21 protein-coding genes are annotated in these 22,718 nt (G+C 65.9%); 9 read left to right on the top strand and 12 right to left on the bottom strand.

Annotated features, from left to right (window positions below; translation table 11 throughout):
* Window positions 1-89: 89 nt before the first annotated feature.
* Together pdeM and JQ566_RS28525 are read left to right on the top strand one after the other, a co-directional pair.
* Window positions 90-788: a ligase-associated DNA damage response endonuclease PdeM gene (gene pdeM / locus JQ566_RS28520; protein WP_212378603.1), complete on the top strand. Its 699-nt coding sequence runs from the start codon at window positions 90-92 to the stop codon at window positions 786-788.
* Window positions 789-906: 118 nt separating this feature from the next.
* Complete coding sequence (locus JQ566_RS28525) at window positions 907-1,338, top strand: hypothetical protein (RefSeq protein ID WP_212378605.1); 432 nt, start codon at window positions 907-909, stop codon at window positions 1,336-1,338.
* A 151-nt stretch (window positions 1,339-1,489) separates the two neighbouring features.
* Here the strand turns inward: JQ566_RS28525 and JQ566_RS28530 are convergent, their stop codons facing one another.
* Window positions 1,490-2,254: a DUF2865 domain-containing protein gene (locus tag JQ566_RS28530; RefSeq protein ID WP_212378607.1), complete on the bottom strand. Its 765-nt coding sequence runs from the start codon at window positions 2,252-2,254 to the stop codon at window positions 1,490-1,492.
* Between the two features lie 249 nt (window positions 2,255-2,503).
* On the bottom strand, window positions 2,504-3,067 hold the full coding sequence (gene pyrE / locus JQ566_RS28535; RefSeq protein WP_027575142.1) for an orotate phosphoribosyltransferase: 564 nt from the start codon (window positions 3,065-3,067) through the stop codon (window positions 2,504-2,506).
* Between the two features lie 172 nt (window positions 3,068-3,239).
* On the opposite strand from pyrE, the gene JQ566_RS28540 reads away from it, so the two are divergent.
* Window positions 3,240-3,866, top strand: coding sequence for a glutathione S-transferase family protein (locus JQ566_RS28540; protein WP_212378609.1), 627 nt, complete (start codon window positions 3,240-3,242; stop codon window positions 3,864-3,866).
* Between the two features lie 181 nt (window positions 3,867-4,047).
* On the opposite strand, the gene JQ566_RS28545 is transcribed toward JQ566_RS28540, so the two are convergent.
* The 3 genes from JQ566_RS28545 to JQ566_RS28555 all read right to left on the bottom strand — a co-directional run bounded on the left by JQ566_RS28545 (window position 4,048) and on the right by JQ566_RS28555 (window position 9,317).
* On the bottom strand, window positions 4,048-4,683 hold the full coding sequence (locus tag JQ566_RS28545; protein ID WP_212378611.1) for a LysE family translocator: 636 nt from the start codon (window positions 4,681-4,683) through the stop codon (window positions 4,048-4,050).
* Window positions 4,684-4,910: 227 nt separating this feature from the next.
* Window positions 4,911-8,000 (bottom strand): DNA polymerase I, encoded by a 3,090-nt coding sequence (gene polA / locus JQ566_RS28550; protein WP_212378613.1) that lies wholly within the window; start codon window positions 7,998-8,000, stop codon window positions 4,911-4,913.
* A gap of 249 nt (window positions 8,001-8,249) precedes the next feature.
* Entirely contained in the window at window positions 8,250-9,317 is a 1,068-nt protein-coding gene (locus JQ566_RS28555; protein WP_212378615.1) for an acyltransferase family protein, read from the bottom strand.
* 193 nt (window positions 9,318-9,510) lie between these two features.
* Here JQ566_RS28555 and JQ566_RS28560 point away from each other — a divergent pair, with 193 nt between their 5' ends.
* The 4 genes from JQ566_RS28560 (at window position 9,511) to JQ566_RS28575 (ending at window position 15,827) form a co-directional block, all read left to right on the top strand.
* Window positions 9,511-10,827 (top strand): UDP-glucose dehydrogenase family protein, encoded by a 1,317-nt coding sequence (locus JQ566_RS28560; protein ID WP_212378617.1) that lies wholly within the window; start codon window positions 9,511-9,513, stop codon window positions 10,825-10,827.
* A 158-nt stretch (window positions 10,828-10,985) separates the two neighbouring features.
* The gene (gene hrpB / locus JQ566_RS28565; RefSeq protein WP_212378619.1) at window positions 10,986-13,460 is read left to right on the top strand and encodes an ATP-dependent helicase HrpB; all 2,475 of its coding nucleotides are present in this window, start codon (window positions 10,986-10,988) and stop codon (window positions 13,458-13,460) included.
* A gap of 162 nt (window positions 13,461-13,622) precedes the next feature.
* Window positions 13,623-14,135, top strand: a complete 513-nt coding sequence (locus tag JQ566_RS28570; RefSeq protein WP_212378621.1) for a TIGR02281 family clan AA aspartic protease — start codon at window positions 13,623-13,625, stop codon at window positions 14,133-14,135.
* Window positions 14,136-14,327: 192 nt separating this feature from the next.
* A complete protein-coding gene (locus JQ566_RS28575) occupies window positions 14,328-15,827 on the top strand; it encodes a phosphomannomutase/phosphoglucomutase (protein WP_212378623.1) in 1,500 nt (499 codons plus the stop codon).
* Between the two features lie 12 nt (window positions 15,828-15,839).
* Here the strand turns inward: JQ566_RS28575 and JQ566_RS28580 are convergent, their stop codons facing one another.
* The 3 genes from JQ566_RS28580 to JQ566_RS28590 all read right to left on the bottom strand — a co-directional run bounded on the left by JQ566_RS28580 (window position 15,840) and on the right by JQ566_RS28590 (window position 17,280).
* On the bottom strand, window positions 15,840-16,679 hold the full coding sequence (locus JQ566_RS28580; RefSeq protein WP_212378625.1) for a sterol desaturase family protein: 840 nt from the start codon (window positions 16,677-16,679) through the stop codon (window positions 15,840-15,842).
* Window positions 16,680-16,688: 9 nt separating this feature from the next.
* Window positions 16,689-16,985 carry a cysteine rich repeat-containing protein gene (locus JQ566_RS28585; RefSeq protein WP_349643362.1) on the bottom strand — a complete coding sequence of 99 codons (297 nt, stop codon included), beginning with the start codon at window positions 16,983-16,985 and terminating at the stop codon, window positions 16,689-16,691.
* Between the two features lie 73 nt (window positions 16,986-17,058).
* The gene (locus JQ566_RS28590; protein WP_212378627.1) at window positions 17,059-17,280 is read right to left on the bottom strand and encodes a hypothetical protein; all 222 of its coding nucleotides are present in this window, start codon (window positions 17,278-17,280) and stop codon (window positions 17,059-17,061) included.
* A 183-nt stretch (window positions 17,281-17,463) separates the two neighbouring features.
* Here JQ566_RS28590 and JQ566_RS28595 point away from each other — a divergent pair, with 183 nt between their 5' ends.
* Window positions 17,464-18,186 carry a response regulator gene (locus JQ566_RS28595; RefSeq protein ID WP_212378629.1) on the top strand — a complete coding sequence of 241 codons (723 nt, stop codon included), beginning with the start codon at window positions 17,464-17,466 and terminating at the stop codon, window positions 18,184-18,186.
* On the top strand, window positions 18,186-19,532 hold the full coding sequence (locus tag JQ566_RS28600) for a sensor histidine kinase (protein ID WP_212378631.1): 1,347 nt from the start codon (window positions 18,186-18,188) through the stop codon (window positions 19,530-19,532). The genes JQ566_RS28595 and JQ566_RS28600 overlap by 1 nt, the downstream gene beginning before the upstream one ends.
* Before the next feature lie 65 nt (window positions 19,533-19,597).
* Here JQ566_RS28600 and JQ566_RS28605 read toward each other — a convergent pair whose 3' ends face one another.
* The 4 genes from JQ566_RS28605 to JQ566_RS28620 form a co-directional block, all read right to left on the bottom strand.
* Window positions 19,598-20,107 (bottom strand): Lrp/AsnC family transcriptional regulator, encoded by a 510-nt coding sequence (locus JQ566_RS28605; protein WP_025032510.1) that lies wholly within the window; start codon window positions 20,105-20,107, stop codon window positions 19,598-19,600.
* A 97-nt stretch (window positions 20,108-20,204) separates the two neighbouring features.
* Window positions 20,205-21,122 carry a PfkB family carbohydrate kinase gene (locus JQ566_RS28610; RefSeq protein WP_212378633.1) on the bottom strand — a complete coding sequence of 306 codons (918 nt, stop codon included), beginning with the start codon at window positions 21,120-21,122 and terminating at the stop codon, window positions 20,205-20,207.
* A 13-nt stretch (window positions 21,123-21,135) separates the two neighbouring features.
* Entirely contained in the window at window positions 21,136-22,080 is a 945-nt protein-coding gene (nudC, locus tag JQ566_RS28615) for an NAD(+) diphosphatase (protein ID WP_212378634.1), read from the bottom strand.
* Between the two features lie 10 nt (window positions 22,081-22,090).
* Window positions 22,091-22,510 (bottom strand): HIT domain-containing protein, encoded by a 420-nt coding sequence (locus JQ566_RS28620; protein WP_036041788.1) that lies wholly within the window; start codon window positions 22,508-22,510, stop codon window positions 22,091-22,093.
* Window positions 22,511-22,718 lie beyond the last annotated feature (208 nt).

The raw sequence follows: 22,718 nt of genomic DNA on the forward strand, positions 1-22,718 counted from the left end.
CCATCCACACCGTCATGCCCGGGCTTGTCCCGGGCATCCACGTTCTCATCGCCGCAGCAAGAACGTGGATGGCCGGGACAAGCCCGGCCATGACGGAGCATGTTGCACTATCGATTACGTCAACGGGCGGGCTGGATGTCGCGGGCATCTCGTTCCTCGCCGATCTCTCCGGCGCCCTGTTCTGGGAAGAGCAGCGCCTGCTCGTCGTCTCCGACCTGCATCTGGAGAAGGGTTCTAGCTTCGCCACGCGCGGCGTGCTGCTGCCGCCTTACGATACCATCGCGACGCTCGGCCGGCTCGCTGCTGTCATCTCCCGCCATGATCCGCGAACCGTCATCGCGCTTGGCGACAGTTTTCACGACCGAAGCGCGCATGAGCGCCTGTCGGCCGAGGACCGCGACGCGGTGGCCGCACTCCAGACCGGCCGCGACTGGATCTGGATCTCAGGCAATCACGATCCCATGCTGCCGCGCGATCTCGGCGGCACCATCGCGGACGAAGTCGCGATCGGCCCGATCACCTTCCGTCACGAGCCGACCGGCGCGCATGGCGAGATCGCCGGCCATCTGCATCCCAAGGCGCGCGTCTCCGCGCGCGGCCGCTCGATGGAGCGCCGCTGCTTCGCCAGTGACGGGATGCGTGCCGTGATGCCCGCCTTCGGCGCCTATGCCGGCGGCCTCAGCATCCGCGACGCTGCCTTCGCCAAGATCTTTCCGAAGAACGGCTTTGTCGCCCATCTCCTCGGCGACCGCCGCGTCCACGCCATTGCGGCCTCGCGCTGTTATTGAGGCGTCGGTCGCGCCTCAGAACAAATTAGGAACAATTTAGCAAGTCTTTGATATATCATTGTGATTCGGCGTATCGCCGACACAATATCTAGCGTCTGTCCGACTTTGCGAGGACTACATGTCCATCATTGCCTTCGACCAGTTTGCCCTCACCCGGATCGCCGATTTCGCGCGCTCGCTGTCACGGCTGCATCAGGCGGCACGGCGCTACGCCGTCGATGACGACCAGTTCGATCGCGAGTTCAACGCGGTGTGCCAGTCGATCTGGGGCTACACCATCGACGACATCAGCGACGATCTGTTCTCGACCGAGGACCATCTGTTTCTCGACACCCTGGACGAGGCGCATGCGCGCATCTTCGCGGCCGAGCAGGGTTATGACCTCGTCGACGAGGCGGGCATGCTGACCGATTGGTGGGGCTTCTGCTGGATGATCTTGGCCGAGAAGCGCGGCCTCTTGACGCCGGAAAACCGTGCCGCTGCGCGCGCGGCGATCGAGGAGAAATATCTGGCAGCCCCGAACGTGATCGGGGTGATCATCGGGAGGTGATCGCCGTGCGCCGGACAAAGCGCAGCGCTCCCGGCGATGCGAAGCATCGTCCGGTGCGATGCGCTGCAGAGCCGGGGCCCATCTCGCGGCATATGGGTCCCGCCTCGGCGGCGCATCGCTTTCGCGCTGCGCCGCCGTCCAGGACACGAGATCAATCCAATCCCGCCCGCTTCGCCGGCTTCTGCGCCGTCGCCTTCGGCACCGACACATCCGGCAGCGCCTCACGCACGATCTCGTTTGAAGCCGGGGCATCTGCCGACACCGTCTCTGCCCGCACCGGCGCCACCTTCATTTCGCCAAGGCGTGCGCGGACCTGGGCGGTGAGGCCGGGGTAGGAGGCAACCGGGGTGAATTCCGCAGCCTGGTCGTTGCCGACGCGGATGCCGGTATAGGCGACGAGGCCGTCGGTGGTGGCGATCACGTCACCGGCCTTCAACGAGGAATCCAGCGCAAGATCGACCGGGGCGAGGCCGACCGGCTCACGGCCGTTGCAGGTGCAGTCGGCGCGTAGCGCCTTGCGATAGGCGAACGCGTTCTCGCTGTCGGCGTAGCGCTCACCGGTCTGCGAATAGGCGCCGTCGATGCTGGACCCAAAATACACTTTTGTGGCAGTGGCGGGACAGAAGGCCTGACACATCTGCGCCGGTGAGACGGTGCCTCGCATCAGCGGAAAATACTTGCCATCGCAGCTGCGCACGCAGAAAGCCGGGCCCGAGCCGGCTGCGGCCGAGCGTGTCGGCGGTACATATTGCGGGTTTGCGGGATTCTGCTGGCCTGTGAACGGATCGGAGTAGGAGGTTGTCGGCTGTGGCTGCGGCCGCTGCATTCCCCCGAACAAGAAGTCGAACAGGCCTTCGGCCGAAACCGGCGCCGAGGTCGCGAGCATGGGAACCGCAACCATGACGGCCACGAGCATCGCACGACGCTGCCGCCGCGTATGGGATAACTCTGTACGCAAGGCTCACTCCACCCGACGCTACTGAACCGGCCAAGACCGTTCGAGGTCTCAGCACACGGTTCACCTTAATTCGCGATGGTAAATGAGCAGTTGCGTGGAGGCGGTTTCAAGACGAGGCGGTGATCTCTTTAAGGCCAGGCGCAGCTTCACGGACGGCGTTGCTTCCGGGGCACGCTCGGGCATGTCGACGGAGAATGTCTCGTCCTCCTATGCCTTCAAGAATTCCGACGCCTTGTACAGCGAGCGGAACGGCAGGCCGGCCGCACCGAACGTGTCGGTGGCGCCTTCCTCGCGGTCGACCATGGTCAGCACCAGCACGACGTTGGCGCCGGTCTCGCGCACGGATTCCACCGCCTTCATCGCCGAGCCGCCCGTGGTGGTGACATCCTCGACGATCACGACGCGCTTGCCGGCCAGCGTCTCGCCCTTGGGCAGGCCCTCGATCGCGAGCTTGGCGCCGTGCTCCTTCGGCTTCTTGCGCACGAAGAACGCTGCAATCGGATGGCCCTTGATCCAGGAGATCTGCGCCAGCGCGCCGGCGAGCGGCACCGCGCCCATCTCGAGCCCGCCGATGAAATCGAGCTGGTCGTCCTTGAGCGCCTCATAGGTCAGCTCGGCGAGCAGCGTCGCGCCCTCGGGGTCGAGCATGGTCGGCTTCAGGTTGAAGTAGAAATCGCTCTTGCGGCCCGACGCGAGCGTCACCTCGCCGCGGCCGAATGAGCGCCGGCGGATGATTTCGAACAGGCGGGCGCGGGAGGCAGATTTCGACACGGCGGTCCCTCGAACAGCGTCTTTGGTGGAGGCGGAATTTATCCGCGACGGCCGCGACATTCCAGAGGGGTTGTCTCCCGTCAACAGGGATCGGCCATCCCGGTCCGCCGGTTGTGAGGGCGCAACCTTCTGGAGTAGTTGAGGGGGCAAGCCTCTTGAGAAGGAAATGGGAATGACGATCGAGCTGCACACCTGGAACACGCCGAACGGACGCAAGATCTCGGTCGCGCTGGAGGAGATGGGGCTGCCCTACAAGGTGATCCCGGTGAACATCACCAAGGGCGAGCAGATGGCGCCCGAGTTCCTCAAGCTCTCTCCGAACAACAAGATCCCCGCGATCGTCGATCCCGAGGGGCCCGACGGCAAGCCGGTCAGCATCTTCGAATCCGGCGCCATCCTGCTTTATCTAGGTGAAAAGACCGGCAAATTCCTGCCGAAATCGCTTGGCCAGCGGATCCCCGTCTACGAATGGCTGATGTGGCAGATGGGCGGCTTCGGCCCGATGCCGGGCCAGGTGCACCATTTCATCGCGTTGGAGAACGAGCAGGATCGCGCCTACGGCTTGAAGCGCTTCATGGCTGAGACGCGTCGGCTCTACGGCGTGCTGGATCGCCGCCTGGAGGGGCGCGACTTCGTCGCCGGCGAGCTCTCGATTGCCGATTTTGCCATCCTGGGCTGGGCCTGGCGTCATCCTCGCCACAAGGTTGATCTGGCCGACTTCCCCAACGTCAAGCGCTGGTACGAGGCCCTGATGGCGCGCCCGGCGGTGAAGCGCGGGATGGACGCGAAGCTGGATTGAGGGCGCTCTTACCCTCCCCTGGAGGGGGAGGGTCGATCGCGCGCAGCGCGAGCGGGGTGGGGTGACGGTCTCTCCGCGTCGAACAGTGCCCGTGGGGAGAGATCACCCCACCCCGTCACGCAATCTCGCTTTGCTCGATCGCGTGCCGACCCTCCCCCTCCAGGGGAGGGTAAGAAAGTCCTCACACCTTCTTCGCTTCCACCGCCATCCGCACCGCGAGCCCGGCCAGCACCGTGCCCATCAGCCAGCGCTGCACCAGCATCCAGCTCGGCCGGTTCGCCAGGAACAGCGCGATCGATCCGGCCGCGAGCGCAATCATCGCATTGACGCTGACGCTGATCGCGATCTGGATCACCCCCAGCGCCACCGACTGCGCCAGCACGCTGCCGGCGGCGGGATCGATGAACTGCGGCAGCAGCGCCAGATACAGCATCGCGATCTTCGGGTTGAGCAGGTTGGTGACGAATCCCATCGCGAACAATTTGCGCGGGCTGTCGATCGCGAGCTTTCTCACCTGGAACGGCGAACGCCCGCCCGGCTTCACCGCCTGCCAGGCGAGCCACAGCAAGTATCCGGCGCCGGCAAAGCGCAGCGCGTCATAAGCGAAGGGAATGGCGAGCAAGAGCGCCGTGATGCCGAACGCCGCGCACAGCATATAGAACACGAAGCCGAGCGCGACGCCGCCGAGCGAGACGATACCGGCCGCAGGCCCTTGCGTGATCGAGCGCGAGATCAGATAGATCATGTTCGGTCCCGGCGTGAGCACGAGACCGAGGCAGACGAGGGCAAAGCCGAGCAGAGCTGAGGTGTGGGGCATGGGCGAACCGGTGCGGGAGATGGCACGGTTCTAATATGCGCGGTGGTGCCGGGCCATCGCGCAATTGCTCGGAGGACAATTCACATCCCGTGTCCCGGACGCGGCGCAGCGTGAAACGGTGCGCCGCAGAGCCGGGACCCAACAGTTGGTGCGGCGTGGGCCCCGGATCAGCAGCGCACCACGCCGCAAAGTGCGGCGCGTTGCGCAGCATCCGGGGAAAGCAGCCGTCAATGCGCCTCGTCCCAATTGTTCGCCGCGCGTGCGTCCACATGCAGCGGCACCGACAGCAGAACGGCCGGGAACGGCGCGTCCTGCATCACGTGCTGCACGACAGGGAGCGTCGCCTCGACTTCGTCGTCCGGCACCTCGAAGATCAATTCGTCATGCACCTGGAGCAGCATCTGCGCCGACAGCTTCTTCGCGGCCAGCGCATCCTCCACACGCGTCATGGCGCGGCGGATGATGTCGGCCGCGGTGCCCTGAAGCCGCGCGTTGATCGCGGCGCGCTCGTTGAAGGCGCGCACCGAGGCGTTGGAGGCCTTGATGTCGGGGTAATGGCACTTGCGGCCGAACAGCGTGGTGACGTAGCCGTGGCTCCGGCAGAAATCGCGCGTCTCGTCCATGTAGGCGCGGATGCCGGGGAAGCGCTCGAAATATTTCTTGATGTAGGCGGAGGCTTCCTCGCGCGCGATGCCGAGCTGGTTGGCGAGGCCGAACGCGGAGATGCCGTAGATGATGCCGAAATTGATCGCCTTGGCGCGGCGGCGGATCTCGCTCGGCATGCCCTTGATCGGTACGCCGAACATTTCCGACGCCGTCATGGCGTGAATGTCGAGCCCGTCGCGGAAGGCCTGCTTCAGCACGGGAATGTCGGCGATCTCGGCGAGCAGTCGCAGCTCGATCTGCGAATAGTCGGCGGAGACCAGCTTGTGTCCGGGTGTCGCGACAAAGGCGCGGCGGATCTTGCGGCCATCCTCGGTGCGCACCGGAATGTTCTGAAGGTTCGGCTCATTCGACGACAGCCGCCCCGTCGTGGTCGCGGCCAGCGCGTAGGTGGTGTGGACGCGATGGGTCTGCGGGTTGACATAGGTCGGCAGCGCGTCGGTGTAGGTCGATTTCAGCTTGGAGACCTGGCGCCACTCCAGAATCTTCTTCGGGAAGTCGTGGCCCTGCTCGGCGAGCTCGTCCAGCACCTGCGCGGTGGTCGACCACGCGCCGGTCTTGGTCTTGGTGCCGCCTGATAGTCCCATCTTGCCGAACAGGATGTCGCCGATCTGCTTGGGGCTGCCGACATTGACCGGTTCGCCCGCAATCTCCTGGATCTCGGCCTCGACGCGCGCTGCGGTCTGGGCGAAGTCGCCGGAGAGCCGCGCCAGCACCTGGCGGTCGATCGAGATGCCGCGCCGCTCCATGCGCGCGAGCACCGTTACCAGCGGCCGCTCCAGGGTCTCGTAGACCGCGCTCATGTGCTCGGCGACGAGGCGCGGCTTCAGCACCCGCCAGACGCGCAGGGCGATGTCGGCGCCCTCCGCCGACAGTGGCGCGGCCTTGTCGATCGGCACCTGGTCGAAGGTGATCTTGCCCTTGCCGCTGCCGAGCAGCTCGCTTTCCTTCAGCATGGCATGACCGAACCAGCGCTCGGACAGAGATTCCAGCGCATGCGAGCCGCGGCCGGCATCGAGCACGTAGGAGATCAGGAGCGCATCGTCGATGTTGCGCAGGGTGATGCCGTGCTGCGCCAGCATCACGGCGGTGAACTTGACGTCGAACCCGATCTTGAGGACGCCTGACGATTCCAGCACCGGCCGCAGCGCTTGCAGCGCGTCGTCATGCTTGACCTGGTCCGGCGCGAGGCCGGCATCGAACAGGCCGGCGCCGCCGCCGGACTGCTTGTGCGCCAGCGGCACGTAGCAGGCCTCGTTCGGTGCCAGTGCCAGTGCGATGCCGCAGAGATCGGCCTGCATCGGATCGATCGAGTTGGCTCTCGTCTCGATCGCGACATGGCCGGCATCATGGATGCGCGCGATGAAGGCGTCGAGCTCCCTAGGGGTCTTGATGGTCTGGTACTTGCCGCGATCGACCGGAAGCTTGCGCAGCGCCTCCTCGCGCGCGGCGGCGAGCGAGATCGGCGCACCCTTCGGGCTCGCAGCCTTGTCCTCCTTGCCCGCCGACTTGTTGCGCGCGCCCGGCGCGGTCTGCGCCGGTGTGCCGGTCCCTGGTGCGGGCGCGACGTCCGAGGGCGGCAGCGGCGAGAATACGCTCGCGCCCTTTGCGTAGCCGGGATCGGCATCGACATTGGCAGGATCGATCTGCGAATAGTCGGCGACACGTCGCGTCAGCGTCGTGAACTCCATCGCCTTCAGGAAGGCGACCAGCTTGCGCGCGTCGGGCTCGTGGACGGCGAGGTCGTCCAGCGGCACGTCCAGGTCGACCTTGTCGTCGAGCAGCACGAGCTGCCGCGAGATCCGCGCCTTCTCCGCGTTCTCGAGCAGCGCCTCGCGCCGCTTGGGCTGCTTGATCTCGCCGGCGCGGAACAACAACTGGTCGAGATCGCCATATTCGGTGATCAGCTGCGCCGCGGTCTTGATGCCGATGCCGGGCACGCCGGGCACGTTGTCGGTGGAATCGCCGGCCAAAGCCTGCACCTCGACCACCTTCTCCGGCGGCACGCCGAACTTCTCGATCACCTCGGGGATGCCGATGCGGCGATCCTTCATGGTGTCGTACATCATGATCTTGTCATTCACGAGCTGCATCAGGTCCTTGTCGGAGGACACGATGGTCGTGGTGGCGCCGCGCTCGCTGGCCTGCCGCGCATAGGTCGCAATGAGGTCGTCGGCCTCGAAACCGCCCTGTTCCAGGCAGGGCAGGTCGAACGCGCGCACCGCCTCGCGGATCAGCGCGAATTGCGGAATGAGATCCTCCGGCGCCGGCGGCCGGTGCGCCTTGTACTCAGGATAGATCTTGTTGCGGAAGGTGATCTCCGACTTGTCGAAGACGATCGCCAGATGCGTCGGCCGGTTGTCCTCGGGCATGTCGCGCAAGAGCTTCCACAGCATGTTGCAGAAGCCGAGCACGGCGTTGACCTGGAGCCCGTCGGACTTGCGGTTCAGCGGCGGCAGCGCGTGATAGGCGCGGAAGATGTAGGAGGAACCATCGACCAGGAAGACGTGGTCGCCTTTGCCGGCCGCCTTCGCCGCGACCGGTTTGGCAGCAGCCTTGGCAACAGACTTGGCAGCAGCGGGCTTGGTCTCGGCAGCTTTCGGCGCGGCCTTGGTGTCAGCTTTGGCGGTGGTCTTCGGGGATGTTTTGGGCATGGCCGCAATGTATGAATTTTTGCGGGCTTTGACAGCCATGGGAGAGGGATTTTTGGCGCGATTCCCACACCTCTCGTCGTCCCGGACAAGCGCGCCTCAAGCGCGCGCAGATCCGGGACATAGCCACAGGATGTAGTTTTGCGAAGACCCGTGGTTGCCATCTCCCGCCATAACCGCTTCCTGGGGTTATAGGTCCCTGCCCCTGTGCGCAATTGCGCACTAGGCGGGGACGACCTCGGGGAGAGAGCGCTACTCCGCCGCCTGCAACCGCACGCCGGCCTTCCTCGGCGCGATCCAGAACACATCGGGCCGCTCGAACAGGAAGTGCGCACCAAGCCGCAACGCAATCCGCCAGATCGCCAGCGCTCCGATCACGCCGGCGATGGTGACGATAAGCGACACCGTGCCGATGTCGGCAATGACGCCCGTGCGCAGCAGCAGCGTCCGCGTCGCCGCCATCGGCAGGAAGAAGGCGAGGTAGATCACGATCGAATGCTCGCCGCAGAAGCGGAGGAAATTGAGCCACTGCGCGCGCGCGAGCAGCGTGCCTGTCGTAATGATGGCGCAGGCGCCGGCAAAGCCGAGCACGAGCGAGACGAGCTTCCATTCGCTGGCCCCATGCGCGACCAGGCCGGCATTGACCAGCGCCCAGGCCGCGAGCGCCGCGACTGCGAGCACGGGACGTGCCCGCGCGCGATCCGACAGGGCGAACACATAAGGCGCGAACAAATAGCCCGAATAGAAATAGACGAAGCGCGCGCAGAACTCGTCGATGACCGTCCAGCCGGTCGTGATGCGTGCGGTCTCCAGCGCGGCGGCGACGAGCCAGATCGCGAGCGGCGGGAGCTTGCGTGTCAGTTTCGTGACGATGAAGAAGATCGGCAGCAGATAGATGAACCACAGCGTGCCGAACGGCTCGATGAAGGATTCGAGGTACAGGAAGCCGACCGCGCGCCAGCCGGTCTCCGCGGCGAAGGCCGGCGCCTTGAAGCCGAACTGGATTGTCACCCAGACGACATAGAAATAGGCGAAATGCACCACCTTGCGGTCGAGATAGGTTCGCCAGTCCCGATCGATCACCAGAGACAGGAACAAGCCCGAGATCAGGAAGAAATCCGGCATCCGGAACGGCTTTGCGAAGGCCACGGCGACGTGCATGAAACCGGTCTGGCCGGCGGCGAGCTCGACCCCCAGCACCGAATGCATCATCACGACCATGACGATGCAGATGCCCTTGGCGTAGTCGACCCAGTCGATACGCGCGGCCGAAGGGGCCTTGGAAAGGCTGGCCGCCGCGATTGTGCCTGATCGTGCCATGGTGTCCCTTTTCGAGGCGCGTTCCGCCTGTCCCTGTGTGGGTGTGGGGCAGTTTGGAGCCCAGTGGTTTCCGACTTCTTTACCGGTTCAAATCGCGGGCCGGTTTTTGCATGCGGACTGTTCCATGACCTCGGGAAAATGCTAAACCGCCCCAAATTGGGCTTCCGTTAACCAAGCTGGAACAGGATTTTTCATGCGAATTGCGATGATCGGCACGGGCTATGTGGGACTGGTGTCCGGTGCCTGCTTTGCGGATTTCGGCCACGACGTCACCTGCGTCGACAAGGACGAGAGGAAGATCGCGGCGCTCCATCGCGGCGAGATCCCGATCTACGAGCCCGGGCTGGACGAGCTGGTCGCGAACAATGTCAAAGCCAAGCGGCTGGATTTCACCACCGACCTTTCCAAGCCGGTTGCCGATGCGGATGCCGTGTTCATCGCGGTCGGCACGCCTTCCCGCCGCGGCGATGGGCACGCCGACCTCTCCTACGTCTACGCCGCCGCCCGCGAGATCGCGCAATCGCTTCAAGGCTTCACTGTGGTGGTGACGAAATCGACCGTGCCGGTCGGCACCGGCGATGAGGTCGAGCGCATCATCCGCGAAGCCAATCCCAAGGCCGATGTGGTTGTCGCCTCCAATCCCGAATTCCTGCGCGAGGGCGCGGCGATCCGCGATTTCAAATTCCCCGACCGCGTCGTGGTCGGCACCTCCGACGAGCGCGGGCGCAAGGTGATGGGCGACATCTACCGCCCGCTGTCGCTGAACCAGGCGCCGATGATGTTCACCGCGCGCCGCACCGCCGAGATGATCAAATACGCCGCCAACGCGTTCCTGGCGACCAAGATCACCTTCATCAACGAGATCGCCGATCTCTCCGAAAAGGCCGGCGCCAATGTCCAGGAGGTCGCGCGCGGCATTGGCCTCGACAACCGCATCGGCACCAAGTTCCTGCATGCCGGTCCCGGCTTCGGCGGCTCGTGTTTCCCGAAGGACACCAAGGCGCTGATCAAGATCGCGCAGGATTACGACGTCAACTTGCGCATCGTCGAATCCGTGCTCGCAGTCAACGAGAACCGCAAGCGCGCGATGGCGCGCAAAGTGAGCCAGGCGCTCGGCGGGGGCTTGCGCGGCAAGACCATCGCCGTGCTCGGCCTCACCTTCAAGCCCGACACCGACGACATGCGCGACGCGCCGTCGATCCCGCTGGTGACAGGCCTGATCGACATGGGCGCGAAGGTGAAGGCGTTCGATCCCGTCGGCATGGAGCAGGCCAAGGGCGAATTGCCCGATATCACCTATTGCGAGGACGCTTATTCCTGCGCGCAAGGCGCCGACGCGCTCGTCATCGTCACCGAATGGGTGCAGTTCCGCGCGCTCGATCTCGACCGGTTGAAGGCGACCATGGCGCAGCCGGTCGTCGTCGACCTCCGCAACATCTACCGCCCCGAAGACATGCAAGCCGCCGGCTTCACCTACGAGAGCATCGGCCGCCCGCCGGTGCAGGGCTGATCGTTACACGGCGCCACATAAATTCGTCATGGCCGGGCTTGTCCCGGCCATCCACGTCTGTTTTCTGGTCGAGGACGTGGATGCCCGGGCCTTCGCCTCGCCGAAGCGGCTTCGGCCGCGCAGGCGGGACAAGCCCGGGCATGACGAGTGGATAGATCTTGCCCCGCAGCTTCGACACGCCCCTCCCGATCGATGTCGTGCTCGACGATTTGTCGCGCACGCTGGAGGCGCATAACGCCGCCGTGCTGGTGGCGCCGCCGGGGGCCGGCAAGACCACACGCGTGCCGCTGGCCTTGCTCGATGCGCCCTGGGCCAAGGACAAGAAGATCATCGTGCTGGAGCCGCGCCGCATCGCCGCGCGCGCCAGTGCCGATCGCATGGCCAAATCGCTTGGCGAGCGTACTGGGGAAACCGTCGGCTACCGCGTCCGCTTCGGCTCGAAGATCTCGCGCGCGACGCGCATCGAGGTGGTGACGGAGGGTATCTTCAGCCGCCAGATCCTCGACGATCCCGAACTCTCCGGCGTCGCCGCGATCCTGTTCGACGAATTTCACGAGCGCTCGCTCGACGCCGATCTCGGCCTCGCACTGGCGCGCGATGCGCAAACCGGCCTGCGCGAAGACCTGCGCATCCTCGTGATGTCGGCGACGCTCGATGGCGCGCGCGTGGCAAGGCTGCTCGGCGATGCCCCCGTCGTCGAAAGCGAGGGCCGCGCCTTTCCGGTCGAGACGCACTATCTCGGCCGCAAGGCGGATGCGCCGATCGAGCGGCAGATGGCGGATGCGATTGCGTCCGCGCTACGCGCCGATGGCGGCTCGGTGCTGGCGTTCCTGCCGGGCGCTGCCGAGATCCGCCGCACCCAGAATTTTCTCGGCGAGCGCGTGCAGGATGCCTCCGTCGAGATCGTGCCGCTGTTCGGCGCGCTCGATGCCGCCGTGCAGGACCGTGCCATCGCGCCGGCGCCCAAGGGCATGCGCAAGGTGGTGCTGGCGACATCGATCGCGGAGACCTCGCTCACCATCGAGGGCGTCCGCATCGTGGTCGATTGCGGTCTCGCCCGCGTGCCGCGCTATGAGCCCGACATCGGCCTGACACGGCTCGAGACCGTGCGCGCCTCGCGAGCGGCGGTGGACCAGCGCCGCGGCCGCGCCGGCCGCACCGAGCCCGGTGTCTGCTACCGGCTCTGGGACGAGCCGCAGACGGCCTCGCTTGCGCCCTACACCCAGCCGGAAATCCTCAGCGCCGATCTGTCGTCGCTCGTGCTCGATCTCGCGCAATGGGGCGTCAGCGACCCCGCCGCGCTGTCGTTCCTCGATCCGCCGCCGCAGCCGGCCTGGAAGGAAGCGAAGAGCCTGCTGACCGAGCTCGACGCGCTCGATGGCGACGGCCGCATCACTGCCGAGGGCAAGAGCCTGCGCGCACTGGCGCTGCCGCCGCGGCTGGCGCGCATGATCGTGGATTCGCATCGCGCCGGCAGCGGTGAGGCCGCCGCCGAGATCGCCGCCATCATCACCGAGCGCGGGTTAGGGGGCGACAGCGTCGATCTCGAGCACCGGCGCGACCAGTTCCGCCGTGACCGCTCGCCGCGCGCCGCGAGCGCGCGCGATCTGGCGCGACGCTGGGCCTCGCAGGTCGCGGCGTCGGAGAAGGCTGGGCAGCATGAGGATCTTTCAACCGGCCTGATGCTCGCCTATGCATTCCCGGACCGTGTCGCGCGCAATCGCGGCAATGGCAGCTTCGTGCTGGCCAACGGCCGTGGCGCTGCCGTCGAGCAGACCTCCTCGCTCGCCCGCGCGCCCTACATCGCGATCGGCGAGATGACCGGGACGGCGGCGAGCGGACGCATCCTGCTCGCTGCGCAAATCACCCAGGACGAGATCGAGCGGCATTTCGCCGAGCATATCGAGACCGCCGACGAGATCTCCTTTGATCGCGGCGCGATGGCGCTGCGGGCGCGGCGCAAGCGCGTGCTGCACGCGATCACGCTGTCCGAGGCGACGCTTTCAGTGTCGCCCTCGGAGGACACCGCGCGCATCTTTGCCGAAGGACTGATTGCGGCCGGCCTCGACCGGCTGCCCTGGTCGAAGGCCGCCAAGCAATGGCGCGATCGCGTGATGTTCCTGCGCAAGGCCGAAGGCGACGGCTGGCCCGACCTGTCCGACGACGGCCTGATCGCGCGGCGCGACGATTGGCTGGTGCCGGCGCTCTACGACAAGATCGCGCTCAAGGACATCTCAGCGGGGGATATCTCCGATGCGCTGATGGCGCTGCTGCCCTGGGACATGCGCGCACGGCTCGATCGCGAGGCACCGACCCATTTCGAGGCGCCGACCGGAAGCGCACTCGCGATCGACTACGAGGCCGAGCAGGGGCCGACCATCGCGGTGCGGCTGCAGGAATTGTTCGGCCTCAACACCCATCCCTCGGTCGCCGGGGGCAAGGTGCCGCTGGTGCTGGAATTGCTGTCGCCGGCCCAGCGTCCGGTGCAGGTGACGCGCGATCTCCCCGGGTTCTGGCGCGGCAGCTACGCCGCCGTGCGCTCCGACCTGCGCGGCCGCTATCCGCGTCATCCCTGGCCCGACGATCCCGCGAGCGCAGTGCCGACAAGGCGGGCGAAGCCGCGCGGGACGTGATGTGTCTTTCTCCCTCGCCCGCGATTGCGGGGAGAGGTTTAAACCAGCGCATTAACCGTCCGCTCATCCTTTTCGTCAAAATGACAGGAGCCCCGGCGCGTCTTCGCTCGCGGACGGGTGCGCCGCGTGGTGAAATCGAGCTCTCGGCTCGGAAGTGGTGTGATGCGTAACATTATGATCATCGCGGCCGTCATGATCGGCCTCGGCACCTTCATGGCGCAGATGGCGGACAAGATGAGCTCGGCTTCCGCCACGTCAGTGCCGCGCACGACGGTCGCGGTCGCGGCCACAGCCCCGGCCGGCGGCCGCAGCCTGGCCATTTCCCGTGACGGCCGCGGTCATTTCCAGACCGAGGGCCGGATCGACGGCCAGCGCCTGGGCTTCATGGTCGATACCGGCGCCTCCGTGGTTGCGCTGAACGAGACCTCGGCCGCACGCTTTGGGCTCCGTCCGTCGCGCAGCGAGTACAACGCCACCGTCTCCACCGCCAACGGCACCATCAAGGCCGCGCGCACCCGCATCGCCATGCTCGAGGTCGGCGGCCTGATCGTGCGCGACGTCGATGCCATGGTATTGCCGGACGAAGCGCTGTCGGAGAACCTGCTCGGCCTCTCCTTCCTGTCCCGCCTCAAGCGCTTCGAATACGCCAACGGCCAGATGGTGCTCGAGCAGTAGGCAGAGCCCGTCGCGATCGGGCGCCGCTCATTTCAAAAAGATTTCTTGCTTCGGCCGCCTTCGCGGTAACGTTTCTCCGTTACCAAACTGCCGCAATTATCGGCCATAAGCCTTCATTCCCGCCTTTCGTTGCGGCCTGGCATTCGCTAAGGCTGCAGCAAATCCTGCTCCCCTTTTCAAGAGACCGTCTCAATGTTCCCGAAGCCGAAATCCGTATTGTTGCCAAACACCTACGCCTTCGAATCCGAGCCGATGGTGAAGCCGACGGGCTTTCGCGAATACGACGCGCGCTGGTTGTTCCAGAAGGAAATCAACCTGATGGGTGTGCAGGCGCTCGGCATGGGGCTGGGCGCGCTGATCGCTGAGCTCGGCGTCCGCCAGGAGATCGTCACCGGCCACGATTTCCGCGGCTATTCGGCCTCGATCAAATATGCGCTGATCACCGGCCTGATGGCAGCGGGGTGCAAGGTGCACGACATCGGCCTTGCGGTGACGCCGATGGCCTATTTCGCGCAGTTCGATCTCGACGTGCCCTGCGTCGCCATGGTTACGGCCTCGCACAACGACAATGGCTGGACCGGCGTGAAGATGGGCGCCAACCGTCCGTTGACCTTCGGCCCCGACGAGATGACGCGGCTGAAGGAGATCGTGCTCAACGCAGAGTTCAAGAACAAAGCCGGCGGCTCCTACCAGTTCCACGAGAATTACCCGGCGCGCTACATCGCCGACCTCACCAATCGTCCGAAGCTCAAGCGCAAGCTCAAGGTCGTCGCGGCCTGCGGCAACGGCACCGCCGGCGCCTTCGCGCCGCAAGTGCTGGAAGCGATCGGCTGCGAGGTGATCCCGCTCGACACCGAGCTCGACCACACCTTCCCGAAATACAATCCGAACCCCGAGGACATGGAGATGCTGCACGCGATCCGCGACGCGGTGCTGCATCACAAGGCCGATGTCGGCCTCGGCTTCGACGGTGACGGCGACCGCTGCGGCGTCGTCGACAACACCGGCGAGGAGATCTTTGCCGACAAGGTCGGCGTCATGCTGGCGCGCGACATGTCGGCGATCCACAAGGACGCGCAGTTCGTCGTCGACGTGAAGTCGACCGGCCTGTTCGTCACCGATCCCGTGCTGCAGAAGCAGGGCGCCAAGACCGCCTATTGGAAGACCGGCCATTCCTACATGAAGCGCCGCACCAACGAGATGGGCGCGCTGGCGGGGTTCGAGAAGTCCGGCCACTTCTTCTTCAACAAGCCGTTCGGCCGCGGCTATGACGACGGTCTGGTCTCGGCGATCGCGATCTGCGACATGCTCGATCGCGCGCCCGGCAAGTCGATGGCCGACCTGAAGAACGCGCTGCCGAAAACCTGGTCGTCGCCGACGATGTCGCCGCACTGCGCCGACGAGGTCAAATACGGCGTCATCGACAAGGTGGTGAAGCATTTCGAGGGCTTGCAGGCCAAGGGCGCCAAGATTGGCGATCAGGCGATCCGCGATCTCGTCACCGTCAATGGCGTGCGCGTCACCGTCGAAGACGGCAGCTGGGGCCTGGTGCGCGCCTCCTCCAACAAGCCCGAGCTCGTCGTCGTGGTCGAGAGTCCGGTCTCCGAGCAGCGTATGCACGACATGTTCGAGATGGTGAACAGCGTGCTGCGCACGCATCCCGAAGTCGGCGAGTACAACCAGAAGATATGAGCGCTAACGCGCTCAGCCTCCGGGCGGGCCGAACAGGGTACGGAGCTTCGCGCCCGCACCCTGTGCCTTCCAGGCGTCGCCCAGCATCGCGATCCATTCGCCGAGCGCGATCCGGATCGGGTTGAAGGATTGCGCGCCGCCAACGAGGCCAAAGCGGAGAGGTTGGTCGGAGGGCCGTTCGGCAAAGGTCCCGAACAGGCGGTCGAACACGATCAGGATGCCGCCATAGTTCTTGTCGAGGCAGGCCTCGTTGCAGGCGTGATGCACGCGATGATGGCTCGGGGTGTTGAGCACCCATTCGAGCACGCCGAGCTTCGGCGCGAAGTTGCTGTGGATGAAGAACTGATAGGACAGGTTGATCCCGAGCATCGCGACGATCGCGAACGGGTGGAAGCCGATCAGCGCAAGCGGCAGGAAGAACAGGAAATTGCCCGAGATGTTGCCGGTCCAGCCGAGCCGGATCGCCGCGGTCAGGTTCAGCCGCGTCGTCGAGTGATGCACGGCATGCGTCGCCCACATCCAGCGGATGCGATGCGAGGCGCGATGCTGCCAGTAGTACAGGAATTCGCTGCCCAGGAATAATCCCGCGAGCGCAAGCGGAGCGGTCTGCGCGAAGTCGAACAGGCGATGCTCGTACAGGAACGCGAACGGCACCGCGAGGAGGCCGGCCTCGATCGCGCGCAGCAGGTTCTGTCCGAGGGCCACGCCGAACGATGCAGCGCTCTCGCGCCAGTCGTGGGTGTCGCGATTGGCAAGCCGGCCGATGCCGTATTCGAGCAGCATCAGGCAGATCGCCGTCGCCAGGATCACGCGCCTGAGCGTCGGATCGAGCAGAAGTGAGACGTAGCCCACGGCATCCTCCTATTTCGTTACGGCGCCGTCCCCCGCCGCCTGCGTGCGAGGCAGCGTCTGCGCGCAGGTCGGGGTGAGCTGGCCGGCGTGAGATTGCAGGCAGGCGAGAATGCGTCCGCCGCCCGGTGCGACGTCGCTGCAAAGGCGGCGATAGTCGGTGCGGCAGGCCTGCATGACCGCTCGTGCTTCGCTGCGCATCTGCGGGGTGATCTGCGTTTGCAACTGGCTCTGGGCGAACGCGGACGTCGAAGCGCCGAGGGCCACGATGGCTGCAGCTTGCGGCAGGAAACGGAAAATCGATGACACGGTGCTGATCCTTTCTGATTCGACGAGATCGGCCGTCGCCGCGCGGGGCTGACGCGGCGACGGCGGCGCGGCGTCAGCGCGAGACCGTGCCGGTGCGGGTGTAGGTGTTCCCCGCGGGACCGGTGCGGGTCACGCTGCGCGTGCAGCTTCCGTTGGCGCAGCTTCCCGTCGCGGTGACGCTCGAGGTGCCGCGCGGCCCGCTCGCCGTCGCCGAGCGCGTCCAGGCATTGGCGTCGGCCGCCGCGGCAACCGACAGGGCGCCGATGACGAGGGAGGTGAGGAAGAACTTGGTCATGCTTGTCGTCTCCTTCTGGGGGCTGCCGTGAGCGGGAGCCATGCGGAGGAGACTGGGGCCGCGGCGTCTGCGTCGCATTGCCGGGACGAAACGAATGTTATGGCTTTGTCGGCCTCGTGTAACACTATGTAACAACGGCGCCGCTGCCCTTGCGCGGCGCGCGCGGTCGTCCACAATGCGGCGATGAACGCGCATTCGGCCACAATTCTCATGGTGGAGGACGATCCCGAGATCAGCCGCCTCGTTGCCGACTTCATGCGGCGCGAGGGGTTCGAGGTCGCCTGCGTCGCCGACGGCAAGGCGATGGATTCCATGCTCCAGCGCCTGCGGCCCGACCTCGTCATCCTCGATTTGATGCTGCCGGGCGAGGACGGGCTTTCGATCTGCCGTCGCTTGCGCGCCGACGACACCCTCCCGATCCTGATGCTCACCGCCAAGAGCGACGAGATCGATCGCGTGGTCGGTCTCGAGATGGGCGCCGACGATTATCTGACAAAACCGTTCGGGCCGCGTGAGCTCCTTGCGCGCGTTCGCGCCATCCTGCGCCGCGCCAACGGGGCGCCGGCGAAGCCGCTGGTCCGGCGCTTCGCATTCGATCGCTTTGTCATCGATCTGGATTCACGCACTGTCGAGGCAGTCGAGGCCGAGACGCCGGCGCTGCAATTGACCGGCGCCGAGTTCGACCTGCTCGGCTGCTTCGTGCAGCGCCCGCGCCGGGTGCTGACGCGTGACCAGATCCTCGACTGGACGCGTGGCCGCTCGGCCGAGCCGTTCGATCGCACCGTGGACATGCTGATCTCGCGGCTGCGCAAGAAGCTCGACGGCGCCAGCCCAGGCTCCAACCTGATCACCACGGTGCGCAACGGCGGCTATCTGTTCACCGCGACCGTCAAGCAGGTGTCGTGATGCTGCGCGTGACGCTCGCCGCGCGCCTGGCGCTGATCGGACTGGTCGGCTTCATCGTGGTGGTTACCGTGCTCGTGGGGATCTTCTACCGTACGACGCTGCAGGAGAACGAGCTCACGCGGCCATCGCCTGCGCGCCTCGATGCGCTTGCAACGTTGCTCGAGGGCACGGTCGGCGACGCACGGCAGGCCGTCCTCGACGCAGTGTCGTCGCCGCAATTCATGGCGCGGATCGTGTCGTCGGGGGCACCGGTCGACGGCGAGACGCCGGAGCCGCAGCGACAATTGCGCGAGATCTATGCGGCCGGTCTTGCGGGCCGCCCCGTGGAGATTGTGTCGCCGCCCGATCACCGCGCCAGTCGATTGTTTCCTCGGCTCGCGCGGCTGATGGCCAATGCGATCGAATTCCGCATTGGCCTGCGCAGCGGCGATCTGCTCGTCATCGACGCCTATACCCGCCTGCCGGTGACCCAGTTCGGGCTGCCCGTGGGTTTCGGCGCGGGCCTGTTCGGCTCGATCGTGGCGCTGCTCGCGCTTCTGGTCATGCAGCGCGAGACCCGGCCGTTGGCGCAGCTCGCCGCTGCCGTCGATCGTGTCGATCTGTCCGCCGATCCGCCGCCGCTGCCGGATGCGCGGCGCAGCGCGCCGGAGATCCGCGCCGTCATCGCCGCGTTCAACCGCCTCCAGGGCCGGCTTGCCGAGATGCTGCGCGCGCGCATGACGCTGGTTGGTGGCATCGCCCATGATGTCAGGACGTTTGCGACACGGCTGCGGCTGCGGGTCGAGCACATCCCCGATGATGCCGAGCGGCGACGGGCGGTTGCCGATATCGACGACATGATCCGGCTGCTCGACGATGCGTTGCTGTCGACGCGGGCGGGCGCCGGCGGACTGTCGCAGGAGATGGTCGAGCTGGCCGCGCTGCTGGCTGTCGATATTCACGACCGCCGTCAGGGCGCGGCGGTCGATCTGGTCGCGGACGAGCGTGCGCGCAACGCCGTCGTCCTCGGCGACCGCCTCGCCCTGCGGCGGGTCTTCGCCAACATCCTCGACAACGCACTCGCCTATGGCCATGCCGCGCATGTGTGCGCGGCCGTGAAGGACGGCGCCATCGTCGTGTCGATCGACGACGAGGGGCCGGGCATTCCTTCAGATCAGCGTCAGACCGTGCTGGAGCCGTTCCACCGGCTGGAGAGGTCGCGCAATCGCGCGACCGGTGGCGCCGGCCTCGGCCTCGCCGTGGTCCGCAATCTGGTCGAGGCCCATGGCGGGACCGTCGAAATCGGCGCGGCTCCGGGCGGAGGCACGCGCGTCAATGTCACGCTGCCGGTGTTCCAGCCGGCTTGAAGCGTTTTTGAGCGAAGTGGATACCGGCTCGCGTGAAGAAAACGCGTCAAGGTAACGATCGGGCGTCAGGCTGCCACCACCGCCGGGATCGGCAGTGCGGTGACCGACTTGATCTTCTCCATCGCGAAGCGCGAGGTGACGTTCTTCAGCGGCACGGCGCTGATCAGCTTCTTGTAGAACACGTCATAGGCCTGCATGTCCGCGACCACGACGCGCAGCATGTAATCGACGTCGCCGGCCATGCGATAGAACTCCATCACCTCCGGCATGGCGCTGACGGCCTCGGCGAACCGCTTCAGCCAGGCATCCGAATGATCGGAACTCTCGACCGAGACGAACACGGAGATGCCGAGCCCGATCTTGTTCTGGTCGACGAGCGCCACGCGCTTGATGATCACGCCGTCGGCCTCCAGCCGCTGGATGCGCTTCCAGCAGGGGGTCGAGGACAGGCCGACGCGGTCGCCGATCTCGGCGACGGAGAGGGAGGCATCTTCCTGGAGGACCATCAGAATCTTGCGGTCGATGGCATCGAGGCGGCGGCTGGTCTCGGGGATCTGGACGGCGACATCAGTCATTTGAAGAACTTTGTTCCATTTCAAGGGTCGATTTCCCTGATATAGAGAAAATCCTTCCACAGCAAGCCCATAATCTGCGCGCAGCAGTGGAATTGCTCTAGGGATACCCGCGTAAAAGCTCTTCAACTTCAATGCGTTGCGGGGCGGCGAGGCCGCCGCCATGGTGGGTGCATTTCAGCGCTGCGGCGGCCGCGGCGAATCGGAGCGCCTCCCGCGCCCCCTCGCCCTCGGCGAGCCGGAGCGTGAAGGCGCCATGGAAGACGTCGCCGGCGCCAAGCGTATCGACCGCCCGGACCGGGAAGGCCGGTGCTTCCTCCAACTGGCCCATTTCGTTCAGCCAGATCGTGCCATGCGGTCCGCGAGTGGCCGCGAGGAAGGCCGGCGTCAGCTTGGCGAGACGCCTCAGCGCCGCGCCGTCGTCGGCTATGCCTGTCGTCTCCTGCAGCTGCGCGCTGGCGAACAGCAGATGCGAGGCGGCCGCGAGCAGGCCATCCTGCAACGCCATCGCGCGATCGACGCCGACGATGACGGGAATGCCGCGCCGGCGTGCCTCGGTGCAAAGGGACGTTGCGAACGCCGCGCAGCGGCTTTCGACGAGCACCGCCTGACAATCGGCGAGCAGCGCGTCGGCGTCCGGCAGCTCCACGCGCCACAGGCCGGGATCGCGATAGATGGTGAGTGTCCGCTCGCCGGAGGGCTCGATCATGATCGCCGAGACCGGCGTCGCCAGGCCCGGCATGCGCACGATGTGCGCGACGTCGATGCCCTCCTGCACCATCTGCGCGAGAATGAAGCCGCTCGAGGTCTCCCGTGCATCGCCCATCGGCCCAGCGAACGCGACGCGGCCGCCGAGCCGCGCGATGGCGATCGCGGCATTGAGCGCGTTGCCGCCGCAAATCTCGGCGAGATGGCTGGCGTTCGCCTTGCTGCCGCGTTCGGGCAGGGCCTCGACGCGCAGGATGAGGTCGCGCACCGGCATGCCGATGCAGAGGAGACGCGGCGCAATCCCGGCCATCGATGGCCTCGGCTCAGGCGCTGCTCTTGTCGTGCACCCAACGGCCGAGCAGATGGTGGGCGATGGCGAAGGGATGCGGGCCGGCGAGCCCGTCCGGATGCGTCCGCGTCAGCATCTTTGCGGCCTCCTCGCGCGTGAACCAGCGCGCATCCTCCAGCTCGGAGTGATCGACCACGACGTCCTCGTTCAGCGCCCGCGCGCTGCAGCCGATCATCAGCGACGACGGATAGGGCCAGGGCTGGGTCATGTAATACTGCACGTCGGTGCAGCTGATGCCGGACTCTTCGAGGATCTCGCGGCACACCGCGTCCTCGATGGTCTCGGCGGCCTCGACGAAGCCGGCGAGGCAGGAATACATGCCGGGCGGAAAATGCTTCTGGCGGCCGAGCAGGCATTTGTCGCCGGAGGCAACCAGCATGATCACGACCGGGTCGGTCCGCGGAAAATGCTCGGCCTTGCAGGCCGGGCAGTCGCGTTTCCAGCCGCCTTCCTTCATCGCGGTCCGCGTGCCGCAATTGGCACAATAGCCGTGGCGCTGATGCCAGCTCACCATCGACTTTGCCATCGCGATCGCCGACAGCTCCTGTGGCGGAAGCGCGCCCTGCATCGCCATGCCGCGCAGCTCGGTCACGGTATAGTCCTCGCGGCCGACCAGCTTCTCGGCAGCGGCCTGCGACAGGCCCATGCCGAACATGGCGGCGCCATCGCGCAGGCCGAGGAAGATCGTGCCGGGATTGGCGCCGCATTTCAGCGCCTCGTCGACCCCGAGCAGCGCGCGCACCTTGTCATCCTCGCGCTTCACCAGCAGCGAGTCGCGATAGACCACATAGGCGCGCGATGACGGCTTCTGCTCCAGCGCGAACAGTTTTTCGTCGTCGCGGCGCAGATGCGCGGCGCGGTCGAGAATGTTGCTGACGAAGGCCGGCTGCCCCAGCGGAAATGCGTCGAATGCTGACATTGTTGTTCTTTCAACCCAACCAGATTTTTCGGCGAAGCGCGCTGATGAAGTTCTGCACCTCTGCGGCATCGTGTGCCAGAGGCGGCATCACGCCCCACACCGGCCGCGGCCAGGCCGCGTCACTGGTTCGGCGCGCGATGATATGGACGTGCAGCTGCGGCACGAGATTGCCGAGCGCGGCAATGTTGAGCTTGTCGCATTTGGTGATCTCCTTGAGCGCACGCGAGACGCGGGAGATCTCCGTCATCAGCTGCGCCTGCTGCACCTCGTCGAGATCGATGATCTCGACCGTATCGGCGCGCCGCGGCACCAGCAGCAGCCAGGGATAATGCGCGTCCTTGATGACCAGCACCTTCGACAGCGGCAGATCGCCGATATCGATGGTGTCCTCTTTCAAGCGGGAGTGCAGCGACCAGGCGGGTTCGGGCATAGGTGTTTCCGGATGGCCCGATGGGAACGGGCTTGTCTAATGCGACCATACGATAGGGCGTTAGCGAGGGGAAGGTTGGCAACTGCATACACGCTCGTCGTCCCGGACAAGCGCGCCCAAAGCGCGCGCCGATCCGGGACCCATAGCCACAGGGCGTGGTTTGACGAAGACTCGTGGTTGCCGGCTTGCGCCGCAACTCAACCCTGTG

It is taken from the genome of Bradyrhizobium sp. SZCCT0231, from assembly GCF_018130245.1.
Classification (GTDB): domain Bacteria; phylum Pseudomonadota; class Alphaproteobacteria; order Rhizobiales; family Xanthobacteraceae; genus Bradyrhizobium; species Bradyrhizobium japonicum_F.

What these genes read in the sequence shown, in the direction of transcription:
- JQ566_RS28555 (WP_212378615.1), bottom strand. Translation starts at nt 9,317, where the DNA reads ATGGCACGATCAGGCACAATCGCGGCGGCCAGCCTTTCCAAGGCCCCT.
- JQ566_RS28605 (WP_025032510.1), bottom strand. Translation starts at nt 20,107, where the DNA reads ATGACTGATGTCGCCGTCCAGATCCCCGAGACCAGCCGCCGCCTCGAT.
- JQ566_RS28575 (WP_212378623.1), top strand. Translation starts at nt 14,328, where the DNA reads ATGTTCCCGAAGCCGAAATCCGTATTGTTGCCAAACACCTACGCCTTC.
- JQ566_RS28525 (WP_212378605.1), top strand. Translation starts at nt 907, where the DNA reads ATGTCCATCATTGCCTTCGACCAGTTTGCCCTCACCCGGATCGCCGAT.
- JQ566_RS28540 (WP_212378609.1), top strand. Translation starts at nt 3,240, where the DNA reads ATGACGATCGAGCTGCACACCTGGAACACGCCGAACGGACGCAAGATC.
- polA (WP_212378613.1), bottom strand. Translation starts at nt 8,000, where the DNA reads ATGCCCAAAACATCCCCGAAGACCACCGCCAAAGCTGACACCAAGGCC.
- JQ566_RS28570 (WP_212378621.1), top strand. Translation starts at nt 13,623, where the DNA reads ATGCGTAACATTATGATCATCGCGGCCGTCATGATCGGCCTCGGCACC.
- JQ566_RS28560 (WP_212378617.1), top strand. Translation starts at nt 9,511, where the DNA reads ATGCGAATTGCGATGATCGGCACGGGCTATGTGGGACTGGTGTCCGGT.
- pdeM (WP_212378603.1), top strand. Translation starts at nt 90, where the DNA reads ATGACGGAGCATGTTGCACTATCGATTACGTCAACGGGCGGGCTGGAT.
- nudC (WP_212378634.1), bottom strand. Translation starts at nt 22,080, where the DNA reads ATGTCAGCATTCGACGCATTTCCGCTGGGGCAGCCGGCCTTCGTCAGC.
- JQ566_RS28610 (WP_212378633.1), bottom strand. Translation starts at nt 21,122, where the DNA reads ATGGCCGGGATTGCGCCGCGTCTCCTCTGCATCGGCATGCCGGTGCGC.
- JQ566_RS28600 (WP_212378631.1), top strand. Translation starts at nt 18,186, where the DNA reads ATGCTGCGCGTGACGCTCGCCGCGCGCCTGGCGCTGATCGGACTGGTC.
- JQ566_RS28590 (WP_212378627.1), bottom strand. Translation starts at nt 17,280, where the DNA reads ATGACCAAGTTCTTCCTCACCTCCCTCGTCATCGGCGCCCTGTCGGTT.
- JQ566_RS28620 (WP_036041788.1), bottom strand. Translation starts at nt 22,510, where the DNA reads ATGCCCGAACCCGCCTGGTCGCTGCACTCCCGCTTGAAAGAGGACACC.
- JQ566_RS28530 (WP_212378607.1), bottom strand. Translation starts at nt 2,254, where the DNA reads ATGCTCGTGGCCGTCATGGTTGCGGTTCCCATGCTCGCGACCTCGGCG.
- JQ566_RS28595 (WP_212378629.1), top strand. Translation starts at nt 17,464, where the DNA reads ATGAACGCGCATTCGGCCACAATTCTCATGGTGGAGGACGATCCCGAG.
- JQ566_RS28545 (WP_212378611.1), bottom strand. Translation starts at nt 4,683, where the DNA reads ATGCCCCACACCTCAGCTCTGCTCGGCTTTGCCCTCGTCTGCCTCGGT.